This is a genomic window from Paenarthrobacter sp. CM16 (genome assembly GCF_013179505.1).
Lineage (GTDB): Bacteria > Actinomycetota > Actinomycetes > Actinomycetales > Micrococcaceae > Arthrobacter.
The window spans coordinates 1-10,889 of record NZ_JABMCX010000164.1; the positions used below are offsets into that span (position 1 = coordinate 1).

The 10,889-nt window shown below is 61.7% G+C and carries 14 protein-coding genes; 3 read left to right on the plus strand and 11 right to left on the minus strand.

Annotated features, from left to right (window positions below):
- The first annotated feature begins 183 nt into the window (after positions 1 to 183).
- The 3 genes from HP499_RS14780 (at position 184) to HP499_RS14790 (ending at position 1,665) form a co-directional block, all read left to right on the plus strand.
- Positions 184 to 627, plus strand: a complete 444-nt coding sequence (locus tag HP499_RS14780) for an SOS response-associated peptidase (protein ID WP_256378444.1) — start codon at positions 184 to 186, stop codon at positions 625 to 627.
- 138 nt (positions 628 to 765) lie between these two features.
- A complete protein-coding gene (locus tag HP499_RS14785) occupies positions 766 to 1,023 on the plus strand; it encodes a DUF2188 domain-containing protein (RefSeq protein WP_172324908.1) in 258 nt (85 codons plus the stop codon).
- Between the two features lie 114 nt (positions 1,024 to 1,137).
- Positions 1,138 to 1,665 (plus strand): hypothetical protein, encoded by a 528-nt coding sequence (locus HP499_RS14790; protein ID WP_172324910.1) that lies wholly within the window; start codon positions 1,138 to 1,140, stop codon positions 1,663 to 1,665.
- A 23-nt stretch (positions 1,666 to 1,688) separates the two neighbouring features.
- Here HP499_RS14790 and HP499_RS14795 read toward each other — a convergent pair whose 3' ends face one another.
- The 11 genes from HP499_RS14795 to HP499_RS14850 all read right to left on the minus strand — a co-directional run bounded on the left by HP499_RS14795 (position 1,689) and on the right by HP499_RS14850 (position 10,779).
- A complete protein-coding gene (locus HP499_RS14795; RefSeq protein ID WP_172324912.1) occupies positions 1,689 to 2,561 on the minus strand; it encodes a hypothetical protein in 873 nt (290 codons plus the stop codon).
- Positions 2,562 to 2,570: 9 nt separating this feature from the next.
- Entirely contained in the window at positions 2,571 to 2,876 is a 306-nt protein-coding gene (locus tag HP499_RS14800; protein WP_172324906.1) for a hypothetical protein, read from the minus strand.
- Between the two features lie 1,009 nt (positions 2,877 to 3,885).
- Positions 3,886 to 4,485, minus strand: a complete 600-nt coding sequence (leuD, locus tag HP499_RS14810; protein WP_172324914.1) for a 3-isopropylmalate dehydratase small subunit — start codon at positions 4,483 to 4,485, stop codon at positions 3,886 to 3,888.
- A 50-nt stretch (positions 4,486 to 4,535) separates the two neighbouring features.
- The gene (locus HP499_RS14815) at positions 4,536 to 4,850 is read right to left on the minus strand and encodes a hypothetical protein (RefSeq protein WP_172324916.1); all 315 of its coding nucleotides are present in this window, start codon (positions 4,848 to 4,850) and stop codon (positions 4,536 to 4,538) included.
- Between the two features lie 72 nt (positions 4,851 to 4,922).
- Positions 4,923 to 6,569, minus strand: a complete 1,647-nt coding sequence (locus tag HP499_RS14820) for a CocE/NonD family hydrolase (protein ID WP_172324918.1) — start codon at positions 6,567 to 6,569, stop codon at positions 4,923 to 4,925.
- A 48-nt stretch (positions 6,570 to 6,617) separates the two neighbouring features.
- Positions 6,618 to 6,917 (minus strand): antibiotic biosynthesis monooxygenase, encoded by a 300-nt coding sequence (locus tag HP499_RS14825; protein WP_172324920.1) that lies wholly within the window; start codon positions 6,915 to 6,917, stop codon positions 6,618 to 6,620.
- 34 nt (positions 6,918 to 6,951) lie between these two features.
- Positions 6,952 to 7,317 carry a hypothetical protein gene (locus tag HP499_RS14830; RefSeq protein ID WP_172324922.1) on the minus strand — a complete coding sequence of 122 codons (366 nt, stop codon included), beginning with the start codon at positions 7,315 to 7,317 and terminating at the stop codon, positions 6,952 to 6,954.
- Complete coding sequence (locus tag HP499_RS14835; RefSeq protein ID WP_172324924.1) at positions 7,314 to 8,258, minus strand: extradiol ring-cleavage dioxygenase; 945 nt, start codon at positions 8,256 to 8,258, stop codon at positions 7,314 to 7,316. The genes HP499_RS14830 and HP499_RS14835 overlap by 4 nt, the downstream gene beginning before the upstream one ends.
- A gap of 51 nt (positions 8,259 to 8,309) precedes the next feature.
- Positions 8,310 to 9,122, minus strand: a complete 813-nt coding sequence (locus HP499_RS14840; protein ID WP_172324926.1) for a citryl-CoA lyase — start codon at positions 9,120 to 9,122, stop codon at positions 8,310 to 8,312.
- Positions 9,119 to 10,333 carry a CaiB/BaiF CoA-transferase family protein gene (locus tag HP499_RS14845; RefSeq protein ID WP_216660025.1) on the minus strand — a complete coding sequence of 405 codons (1,215 nt, stop codon included), beginning with the start codon at positions 10,331 to 10,333 and terminating at the stop codon, positions 9,119 to 9,121. Before HP499_RS14845 ends, HP499_RS14840 begins: the two co-directional genes overlap by 4 nt.
- A 53-nt stretch (positions 10,334 to 10,386) precedes the next feature.
- The gene (locus tag HP499_RS14850; protein WP_172324928.1) at positions 10,387 to 10,779 is read right to left on the minus strand and encodes a nuclear transport factor 2 family protein; all 393 of its coding nucleotides are present in this window, start codon (positions 10,777 to 10,779) and stop codon (positions 10,387 to 10,389) included.
- Between the last annotated feature and the right edge of the window lie 110 nt (positions 10,780 to 10,889).

Sequence of the window (10,889 nt, forward strand, 5' to 3'; positions counted from 1 at the left end):
GCGGCCGTCCTGGCCATTCAGGCGTTCGTCCACGGCACCCTGCCGGCAACCTCCAATGCGCCCGCACGCGAACCGGTGTTGGGTTCCTTCTAGTGTCCTGACTTACGCGCGCGAGTTGCCGTCACATTCTGAGAGAGTGGGACCTTCGCACTCCTGGTTCGTCGACGACGCGTCTTCGACGCTCTGACCTGGGCAAAAGCGGGCTGGTCATCGGAATTACCGGATAAGCCCGCCGAGGGTTACTACGAATGGCAGAAGACCGAGGACGGGAAGAAGATCCCGAACTATCTGTACTCGGAGAAAGAGCCGTTGCTGGGCTTCGCCGGCCTGTATGAGTTCTGGCCCGATCCTGAGCTGCCCGAGGACGATCCTGAACGGTGGCTGCTGACCTGCACAGTCCTGACTACAACGACCCAGGACGCTTTGGGGCACGTGCACGATCGCTCTCCGGTGATCATCCCGCAGGAGCGCTTCGCGGAATGGCTCGACCCGAATCTGACCGATAAAGCCGAGGTCCATCACCTGCTCGATTCCTTGCCGGAACCGACCCTGACCCCGCGGATTGTCAGCACCCGTGTGAACAGTGTCCGGAACAACGGACCCGAGTTGATTGAACCCGCGGAGTGACGGACCCCGACCGCCAGAAAAATCTTTCAATTTTCCCGTCACGATTGCCACTCAGCGGGCACATATAAAGGGGCAGTGCATCCATTGGCCGTTAGGCTGGGCTCAAAATCAGTTCACGTCGGCAAGGAGCGGATCGAAATGGCCAAAGGCAACGACAACGACCGGTACGTAGTCCCCAACAACGATCGCGGCGGCTGGGACGTCAAGAAAGAAGACGCCAAACGCGTCTCCGCCCATGAACCCACGAAAAAGGCCGCTGAGAAACGGGCCAAGGAAATCGTGGAGAACACCGGCTGGGGACACGGCGAAGTGCGGATCCAGAACAAGGACGGCAAGTTCAGCGACAGCGACTCGGGATCCAAGAACGAGTCACCAGCCAAGGACACCAAACACTAAACCCCGGCAGACCCGAACCTTCCCCGGCAGCCCCTGCTTTTTCGCGGCTCTGGTTATTGTCAGACGCCCCTGAGAGACTTCTGTCAGGAAACCCTGACAGGAAGGCATGAAGCCATGGGCTGGATCTCGAACGACTACAAGCACGAGGGCTGGGTAGCGTCGGTTGCGCCGGACGGCAGGCTCTCGTCGACTTCAACCAGGGAAGGAATGCTGTTCCTTGGGATCACCGGGGACTATCCATCAGGAGGGGACTTCGCGCCCGACCAGGACCTCATTCCTGACGACAAGATCATGAACTGGCGCGGAGCCTGCGAATGCGGCTGGCGCGGAGAACTATGGCAACGAGTTCTCACCCCTGCAGAAGCTGATTTTGAGGCGCGCAGGGAATACCTTGCACCAGGGGAAGCAGCCTTCGTCTCTAGCCTCGTAGAAGATGCTGTTCACGAGGAATGGCTTGCCCACATTGCCCCATCTGAAGCAATCCTTGGTGTGGAGGCCGCTGCGAGGGAGCACCGCCAGGCCGGGCACCGCCTGGATAAGACCGTCGCGGCCGCGAAAGCAGCCGGCGCTTCCTGGACGGATATCGGTCGGGCGGCTGGGATCAGCCGCCAAGCCGCACACGAACGCTGGGCCGACAAGTAGACCTGCCTGCCCGGCCCCCGGAGTTAGGGTGTTCGGTCCCATCCGGGCATGCGTTTGTTCAGCTCCTTGATCCGGGCTGGGTATTGGCCCTGCTTTGCGTGCATTCTTTGTCTTGCGACCCATGCCGCCAGGGCACGTTCGGCGGGGTCAGCGGCGTTACGGTGCGGACGTCTGTCGTTGTCCTGCACCCACTCGATGAACTCAGCGGCCCTTTTTTGCCAGTGCCGTTCGACGTTGAGCGTGATCCCGTCCAACCACCCGGGGAACGCCGCATCGAGCGTCTGGACGGCTTCTTTTGCGAGGAGGCCGCGCCTTTTCTGGTTTCGCAGGACGAGCAAAACCTTCGCCAGGCGTGCTGTTTCGCTGTTTTCTTCATCCGGGGCTGGCAGGGTGCCGTGTCGCTGGACGTGGGCGGCGATGAGCTGGGCTGACTCGATGTACGAGTGCCTGTCCTGATCGATAAAGGTCTCACGCCATTCAGGCAGCCGGTCATCGAGCTCGCGGACCCGGGACGGGAACCGTTCCCGGCGCGCATCTTCACGCTGCCGCACCAGCCACCTGCCCAGGAACCGTTCCGAAGCGTCTTCGGCGGTTTGGCTCGGGAACCTGCCGTTCCCCTGGACCCATGAGATGAAATCCTGCGCCGTGCGTTGCCAGCGTTCGGTGGCGTGTTCGGACCGGTCCATCCAGTGCGGATGGGCGCTGTACAGGATCCGGGCTGCGTCTTCGGGGAGGGTCCCGCCGGCTTCGAGCCGGCGCAGCCTCTCGAGAGCTGACGCCAGGCGTTTGTGCTCCCCTGAGGCAGGAGTGTGCCGAGTGGGCAGGTACCCGTTGTCCTTGTAAAACGCCGCTATCAGCTGAGCTGACTCAACTGCCGTTCGTTGTTCAGGACTCATTCGGGCTTGCTAGCTTGTGCGGATGGCAAGGGCTTTGGAGCCTTCCGGGATCAATGCTTCGGCGGCCGCCTTGGCCTTCTCATACGTCTCGCCTTCGGCTTCGACGTGGCTGAGTTCGCCGTTGCCGGCCTCTACGGTCAGGGTCACTTTCACTCCCATATCCCAGGCTTCGTCACCCGTTGGGGCGGCGAAGCTCAAAATGTCAGAGGTGAATGCAAGGATGAGCGTATGGAAACCAACCCGCTGATCGCGCCCGCTTCGTTGAAGGGCCGCGCTCGGCTGTGGTGGCACGATGGTTCGGGCGCGCGACTTCACAGGTGGTCATTCCGCCAGTGGTCCAGTGCCGCATGTGTTCTGATTCTGGTCTCGGCTGTTCTCATGGTGACCGGCCAGTCCCTGCCGACGGATAACATAGCTTCGCTGTGCCTGTTAGCTGGAAGTATGAGTCTGACCGGCCTGTCCTGGTACGCGTTGTGCTGTGCGATGAAGGCCCGCGCAGCAACCCCGCGCTGGGGCAGATAGACGCAGAAGGTTCTGCTGGCCGCTGCTAGTTCGGGCGTCCCCATATCGATTAAGCCGTTCTGCCTGTAAAGGTCCGGTCGAGCTCCATGAGCAGGGCTGATGCCTTGTTGCTGCGGCGGAGATCCACGGGCCGTTTCCCCTGCAGCGCAGGGGAAGGGACCATCATCCACAGTGCGAAATAGACTCTTCTATGTCTGTCAAGGCGTTGCTGTTGTTGAGGCCGTCATGCCTGACTCATCAGCCATATGGCTGGGATCAGGGGTGGGCATCACAGGGAATACATCGACTAGGCCGCCTGGTACGTCTCCACTCGCGCACTCCGTACACGTAGAGAGCGCGTGCCTGCACAGCAAAAGACTCGAGAACGAGAGTCACCCGGCTCCATGGCGGCGTAGCGTCGGAAGCTGACGGATTCACGAGCTACTGAGAATAGTTCAAGGCGGCAAGGCATTCGGCGCTGTTAGTTCCACAGGTGATGTCCGCCGAGGCGCACAGGTTGCGGCTCACCGAAACTGAACATGATCAACAAGAATCTTGCGCAGCTAGAATCGGCCGCCATTCAATTGCTCGCGGGCTCGTAGAAATAGATCAGGACCTGCTGTACATCGGGGTTGCTGTTCGGAGCGTCCCGAATCCCATGGAGTGGGACAAACGGAGTTCGCGATTCTCCAGCATCTGCTTGGGCCGGGAGGCGGCACCTGACTTTCAGGTTTCGTGTTGCGAACGAGTGCTCGCCTCCCGGCCCAAGAGTCTTTGGGTCGGCCGGGGTGTCCCCGCGTATTCCTTCTTTTCTGGAGGGTGGCTATTTTTGCGTCGTGGTGGGCAGCCAGGCCTGTCTGGTTTGTTCGAAGGCAGTGATGTCATCTTGGTGTTGCAACGTTAGGTCGATGTCGTCCAGGCCGTTGAGCAATCGCCATCTGGTGTCGGGGTCAACAGTGAAGTCGAGAGTGAGATCCCCAGTCGAAATGGTTTGTGCGTCCAGGTCCACCTTGAGGGGACGTGCAGGGTGTGCTTCCACCGTTTCCCAGAGTTGTTCAATGTGCTGTTGGCCCAGTTGGATGGCGAGGAGACCTGATTTTCCTGCGTTGCCTTTGAAGATGTCGGCGAAGCGTGGGGAGATGACGACTCGGAAGCCGTAGTCCATCAAGGCCCAGACGGCGTGTTCACGTGAAGACCCGGTTCCGAAGTCGGGCCCGGCTATGAGGATGTTTGCTCCTGCGTGTTCGGGGCGGTTGAGCACGAACTCGGGGTCTTTTCGCCAGCTGGCGAAGAGGCCGTCTTCGAATCCTGTTCGGGTGATGCGTTTCATGTAGACGGCCGGGATGATCTGGTCTGTGTCGACGTTGTTGCGCCTCAGTGGCACGGCGGTGCCTTTGACCGTGGTCACGGGTTGGAAGGCCACGCTTCCCTCTCTTGTTCGTATTGGGGGGGCGGGTGCTGGGTTGGGCCGGGTCAGGTTGTCCGTGGGTCGACGAGGATTTTGTAGCCGTCGGAGCGGTAGAACAGCTGTCGGCCCCTGCCGTGGCCTTGACGCAGCCAGAGAAAGGCGCCGTCCTTGGTGACGGCGTCGATGACTCCGGTGATGCACTCCTTGTTGGGGGCGACGAGGACGACTGTGTCGTCAGGGAGCAGTTCGCGCCAGTTCGCTACGACGGTGCGTCGGAAGCCGTGGCGGGTGGGTGTTGTCTCCCCGGTTGTCGGGATGCTGCCGGTCTCTGTGGTGGGATCGTCGGAGATCTCTGCTGCCCTGGCAGTGGTGGTGGTCATCGTGTCTCTCTTGGGCGTTGGGGAGTGTTGGGGTTGCTGCTGTCCTTGAGAGTGGCAGCAACCCCAACAGGGTTAGGGAATGATGGGCAGCAGCAGGTGTGAGTCGTGGCCGGTGCCGGAGTGGATGATGTGTCGTCCACTGTTGCGGGTGTAGGTGTGCCCTTGAGCAAACAAGCCCTGCTCGTAGCTGTTGACATCATGGCCTTGGACTACGAGCCGCAGAGTTTCACCGGTGCGGAACAGCGTGCTGGAAGGCCAGATTTCGATGTCTACCGGCACGATCTCGCCCTCGGTGAGCAGTTCCTCGGTTTGGTGCGTGTAGCGGGGTTGTTCCGGCCGTGAGTCGTCGGCGAGCTGCCGGCGGCTGACCCGCAACCAGCCCAGGGCAACATTTCCGTCGTCAAAGGTGGAGAAGAACGGAAAGTTCACTTCCTTGCCCGCAGTGTCGATCTTTTTGAGGGCAACGAACAGGTCCATGTCGTTGGAGCCTTGGGCTTCAACCCACAGCCGGAGCTTCGTGTAGCCGGTGATTTCTGTGTCCTTGGTGAAGGTGTGGTCAAAAACCACCCTCCCGGACTGGGCATCGTAGGAGATGTTTTCCGGGGCGGGGGCGGGGTCCGTTGTGAGGCTTCCCCGGCCGGTGTCGAGGTAAAGGGGCGTGTATTCGGTGCGGGCGAGGGGCCATTCGTTTTCCGCACGGTTTTCGCCCGAGTAGGCTCGCTCGCGGACTTCGATCCGGACCTTGGGCCAGGATTCCACGGTGTTTTCTTCCCCTTTGAGGAAGTGGTCGAAGAACTCACGTTGGCGGGCCAGGCTGTCCTGGTCGTAGAAGTTCTGCCACTTCTTCCGGCCGTGCACTTCGAGCCACTTCTGCTTGGAGGAGATGCGGCGGAAACCTTCGAGGGTTCCCCTGGTGTGCAGGCCGTGGTCGGACCAGCTCGCCACGATGTAGGCGGGTACCTCGATGGCGGCCAGATCCGGTGCTTTGGATTGCCAGTATTCGTCGTAGAAGGGGTGGTTCATGCTGTTGGTCAGGATGTCCTCGACACGTCCGTGGGTGTTGGCGATCAGCGGACCCAGGGCAGCGCCGAATTGTGTCTCGGGGATCCCGCCGTGGGTGAGGACTTCCTTGTAGAGGTCCGTCCATCCTTCCCACGGGTTGATGGCGGCCAGGTGCGCCGGTCGGCGCGCGGCGACTGCCCACTGGATGATGGCATACCAGGAGACGCCGGCCATGCCGACCTTGCCGTTGCTCCAGTCCTGTTCGCCTGCCCATTCGATGAGGTCACAGCATGCGTCGGCTTCTTCGGGCGCGCACATGGTGACATCGCCTTCTGAGCCCCATGCGCCGCGTGCGTCGGCCATGATCACGGCGTAGCCGTTGCGGGTCCAGAAGGCAGGGTCGGGTGTTTCGAAAGCAGCGTACTTGGAGAGCTGGTCCAGATCGACGTCATGACCGGGCCATCCGGCGAAGCTGAGAGCGCCGTGTTTGCCGTAGGGAGCCCACGCGACGAGAACGGGAAGATCCGTGGTTGTTTCCGCTGGACGATACAGGTCCACGAGAAGGTTCTTACCGTCCCTCATCGGGACCTTGACGTTGTAGTCAATCTGCATGTCATCCACAACGGTGCGGGAGTACTCGCCTCCAGGCCACCCGGCGTTTTCGGGCGGGTTTCCCGGAAGGAAGGCAACATCATTGTTAACCGCTTGCTGGGTCATGTCTTTTCTTTCTCTCGTAGTGGGTAGCGCTGGTGCCTGGTGGAACGCTCAGAGGCTTTCGGCGTCGAAATGGGTGACGTCGGCGGCGGCGAGAAAGGGTGAGAACGTGGCAATGACGTCCTTGCCCTGGTCGGTGTCCGGGAACTGTTCGGTGTGGTGGGCGACAGTGTCCCACCCGACCTGGAGAAGATAAACACCTTGCTGTTCAGCGCTGCGGTGCAGCTGGGCCGAACGGCACCCTGGTGCCAGGAGCAAGGTCACCCGGACGCTTCGGTAGGCGTCTTCGAAGGCCCGCTCCTGACCGGGGTGGATTGTGAATTTCGCGTGTTCAAGAATCATTGGTGCCATCTCCCTTCTTGTCGTAGCCGGTTGGGGACACCGGTTACAGCGCGACCGACGGGTAGGGTTTACCGATCCACGGCGCGAGACGCCTGGCCCACTCCAACTGGTAGGACAGCGGCCCTTTCTCCTCGGCCCAGTCATCGGCAAAGAGCCCGATGAATAGCGTGAGGTAAAGGAAGAAGTGCGCACCGTAAGCGAAGAGCCACTCGTAGTCATAATCGATGAGCGCCCGGCGTTCCTCTTCGGTGAAGGACAACCATGTGGTCTTCTCGGCACTGTTGAGCCAGATGCCGACTTCCTTTTCCCACCGGTCGATGGTCGCGGCCGGGTCCTCCTTGTACCGGGCGACCCATTCGGGGTCACGGTCGATGGTGTAGAGGAACTTGTTCACGTAGTACTTGCTCATGCCGTCGCTCCTGCTTTTGCTGCGTACATCGGGCCGGTGACAGCGCCGACCCCGGCGGCTGACCGGGCTGCTGCTTCGGCCATCTTGTCGTTCTTGTTTGGGTACCAGGTCATGAACATTTCACGTGTGTGATAGAGGTCCAGCTGGTCTACGTAGTCGGCGTTCTCGGGGCCGGCGATGCCCATCATGAGGATCAGGTCCATGAAGCCGTGGGTGGCGTTACCGGATCCGGCCATGGATTCATGGGTGACGTTTTCCAGGATCGCTTCGATGTTGCCGGTGGAGAGCCATTCGATGGCTTGAGCGTCGAATTCCGGGTCCGGGCCATGCTCGCCGAACATCAGCGGACCGCCCAGCTCCAGGGACAGGTGGCCGGTGCCGATCGCGGCGACCTTCTTATCGGACGGGTATGCGTCGATGATTTTGCGGATGGCCCGGCCCAGATCCCAGAACCTCTTGGGTGAGGGCAGGGGAGGGGCGAAGATGTTCGTGTAGATCGGCACCACGGGCAGGTCGGCGTCCGGGCGGACGGTGATGATCGGGCAGATGATGGAGTGATCGATCTTCAGTTCATGGCTGAAGGAAAAATCGAACCCTTCATCCAACAGTCCCTGGTGCATGAAGTTCGACAGATCCACGTCACCATCGAGAACGTACTTGGGGATCCCGAATTCGCGCTCCTCGTTGTAGAACGTCGCGTCGTACTTCTGCTGCTTGCCGATCATGAACGTCGGGTAGTTGTCCAGGAAGAACTGGTGGAAGTGGTCAGCTCCGACCATGACCAGAATGTCTGGCTCGGCCGCGGTGAGCGTTTCGCGGTACGCCTCGACTTTGCGTTTCCATTCGTCTGCCTGGGGCATCCGTTCCTCGGCCGGCGCGGTGGTGGCCTTGAGGTAGAAGGGGTGGTGGGTACTGGCCAAAACGGCGGTCAGTTCTGCCATGATTTACTCCCTGTGATCTTCGCTGCCGTCATTGGCAGCGCGGTGGTGTGGCTAGTCGTTGTCCGGGCTCACGTAGGCCGCGTTGCGGTCCACGGTCATGTAGATGTCGTTCGCGATGGGGTTCCGGCGTTCTTCGGCGATCTGGCCGAGCAGTCCGGCGGCCCGGGCCAGCAGCGCGAACCCCCGCAGCAGATCGGTGGGAAGACCGAGATCAGCCAGCGCGGCCCCGCATACCCCGGCACCGTTCAGCGGAAGCTTCCGGCCCAGGGCTTTCTCGCTCATCCGGCCGATGGCCTCGAACAACCACAGATGGGGTCCGCGCAGGCCTTCCTCCTGTGCAATCCCGATCAGCACGGGCGTGCGCGGGTCCCCGTCCTTGTGGTTGGGATGCCCGAGACCCGGAACGAACTTGCCCTGGGCGCGTTGGGCGGTGATGGCTTCAAGGGCGAGCTCGTCCCACTGATCGTCAGTTTCCGGCAGAGCGCCCTCATGGGCGGCCAAGACGTTGGCGAGGAACTTGCCGCAGTCCTCGGTGACACCGAGGAATCGGGAACCGCCGCCGAGGAGCCCGGCGGCCATGGCACCCTGGATCGAGTCGGGGGCGCTGAGGTAAGTCAGGCGGGCGGCTATCGCGGTGGGCGTGAAGCCGTGGTCGGCCAGGGCGACGAGAACTGATTCGAAGACCCGCACCTCACCGGAGGTTGGGCGGCGCATGGCGACGAGCCAGAAAGCCAGCTCTCCAAAGCCGACCTTGCCCATGAGGTCCGAGGCCAGGTCCTGCCCGAGCAGACGGATTTCGGTGGCGGTGGACGTCCCGAGCGAGGTGGGGAAGTTCAGTTCGTGTGTGTTTGCTGTGATGGTCATGCTTTTTCCTTCGTCGAGGCACCGGCAGTGGTCGGTGCGGCAAGCCATGCGAGGATTTCCTCGGTGTGTTCGCCCAGCTTCGGGGGTGCCAGGTCATACTGTGGCGGGGTCGCGGAGAAGGTGATGGGGTTCCGAACCCCGGGGACCTGCTGGCCGGGGGCACCGACTTGCACGACGGGTTCCAGGCCCAGTTTCTGGGCGTATTCCACGCCTTGTTTGATGCTGTTGATCGGGCCGTTGGGAACACCGGCTTCGTTGAGCTTGTCGAACCAGTACCCGGCGGATTGGGTCCGGAGCCGGTCCACGAGCAGGGGCCTGAGTTCTTCACGTCGTTCGGTACGGTCTTTGTTCTCAGCGAACCGCGGGTCATCGGCGAGTTCCGGCACGCCAAGGACCACGCACAGCTTGCGGAACTGGGCATTGTTGCCCGCGGCGACGATCAGATCGTCGTCAGCTGTGGGGAGGGGCTCGTACGGGAACAGGCTTGGATGGGCGTTACCCATCCGGTGCGGAGTGACACCGCCGGCAACGTACGCGGAGGTCTGATTGACCAGCCCGGACATGGCCGAGGCCATCAGCGACGTCTCAATGCTCTGTCCCTCTCCGGTCTGATCGCGGTGACGCAGGGCCGCAAGGATACCTATCGTGGAATGCAGGCCGGCCATCACGTCAAAGACACTGATTCCTGCCCGGTAGGGTGACCCTTCAGGACCTCCGGTGAGGCTCATCAACCCGGACATCGCCTGAACGATCAGGTCGTAGCCCGGCAGTGAGGAGCCCTCTGCCGTGCCGAATCCGCTGATGGAGCAGTAAATGACGGACTCGTTGCGTTCCTTCACCGAGGTGTAATCGAGTCCGAACCGCTTCAGGCCTCCGGGCTTGAAGTTCTCAATGACGACGTCCGCACGGGCGGCCAAAGCCTGTGCCGCGGCGAGGTCGTTGGAGTCCTTGAAATCCAATACGACGGACTTCTTGTTGCGGTTGATCGCGGCGTAGTAGGTCGAGACGCCGTCAGGGCGGACCGGTGGAACCCAGGAACGGGTATCGTCACCGGCCGGGCTTTCAACCTTGATGACCTCGGCACCCATGTCGGCGAGAAGCATCGTGGCGTAGGGGCCGGCCAAAACCCTGGAAAAGTCGGCGACAACGACACCATCGAGAGGCCGTGCCCGGGGTGTGGTCTCCGGGTGCTGGGCCAAGGGGAACATCATGTGGATTCCTTTGTACAAGTAGGAAGGGGGTTTGAAACGCGGCGCAGCGGCCGTTAGGCCTGCCAGGCCCGGGAAACTTCAAAGGAGGTGAACCTCCAGCCGTCCGGCGAGGATGTGAAGGTGGCGCGGTAGTCGCCCAGGGCGACCAGTTGCGCTTCGGGAGCAATGGCCCAGCGGCTGTAACGGCAGCGGGCGCTGGCGGTGTGATCTGCATGATCGACGATGATGTTGGTCAGCAGGTGCCGGCTGGGCGGGGCCGCCGCGAAGATCCGGCCGTAGTGGTCTGAAATTTCATCCGCTGTACTCAGAGCCGTGCCGGCGAACCGGACAGTCGCCTCGCCGAACAGCCTGCTCACGCCGTCGGCGTCGCGTTCGTCGGCGTACTCCGCATACCGTCCCAGAAGGTTCTCAACGGCGTGCCGGATCTCAGCGGCGGAACTCGACATTAGTGAGCCCACCAGTCGAAGCGGTTGGTCTTGGCGTGGCGGCCCGTGGACGGGTGCAACCGGGAGATCAGGCCGCGGTAGAAGACCATGGGGCGAGTGTCAGCTGTCTG

What these genes read in the sequence shown, in the direction of transcription:
- HP499_RS14785 (WP_172324908.1), top strand. Translation starts at nt 766, where the DNA reads ATGGCCAAAGGCAACGACAACGACCGGTACGTAGTCCCCAACAACGAT.
- HP499_RS14790 (WP_172324910.1), top strand. Translation starts at nt 1,138, where the DNA reads ATGGGCTGGATCTCGAACGACTACAAGCACGAGGGCTGGGTAGCGTCG.
- HP499_RS14795 (WP_172324912.1), bottom strand. Translation starts at nt 2,561, where the DNA reads ATGAGTCCTGAACAACGAACGGCAGTTGAGTCAGCTCAGCTGATAGCG.
- HP499_RS14815 (WP_172324916.1), bottom strand. Translation starts at nt 4,850, where the DNA reads ATGACCACCACCACTGCCAGGGCAGCAGAGATCTCCGACGATCCCACC.
- HP499_RS14820 (WP_172324918.1), bottom strand. Translation starts at nt 6,569, where the DNA reads ATGACCCAGCAAGCGGTTAACAATGATGTTGCCTTCCTTCCGGGAAAC.
- HP499_RS14825 (WP_172324920.1), bottom strand. Translation starts at nt 6,917, where the DNA reads ATGGCACCAATGATTCTTGAACACGCGAAATTCACAATCCACCCCGGT.
- HP499_RS14830 (WP_172324922.1), bottom strand. Translation starts at nt 7,317, where the DNA reads ATGAGCAAGTACTACGTGAACAAGTTCCTCTACACCATCGACCGTGAC.
- HP499_RS14835 (WP_172324924.1), bottom strand. Translation starts at nt 8,258, where the DNA reads ATGGCAGAACTGACCGCCGTTTTGGCCAGTACCCACCACCCCTTCTAC.
- HP499_RS14840 (WP_172324926.1), bottom strand. Translation starts at nt 9,122, where the DNA reads ATGACCATCACAGCAAACACACACGAACTGAACTTCCCCACCTCGCTC.
- HP499_RS14845 (WP_216660025.1), bottom strand. Translation starts at nt 10,333, where the DNA reads ATGATGTTCCCCTTGGCCCAGCACCCGGAGACCACACCCCGGGCACGG.
- HP499_RS14850 (WP_172324928.1), bottom strand. Translation starts at nt 10,779, where the DNA reads ATGTCGAGTTCCGCCGCTGAGATCCGGCACGCCGTTGAGAACCTTCTG.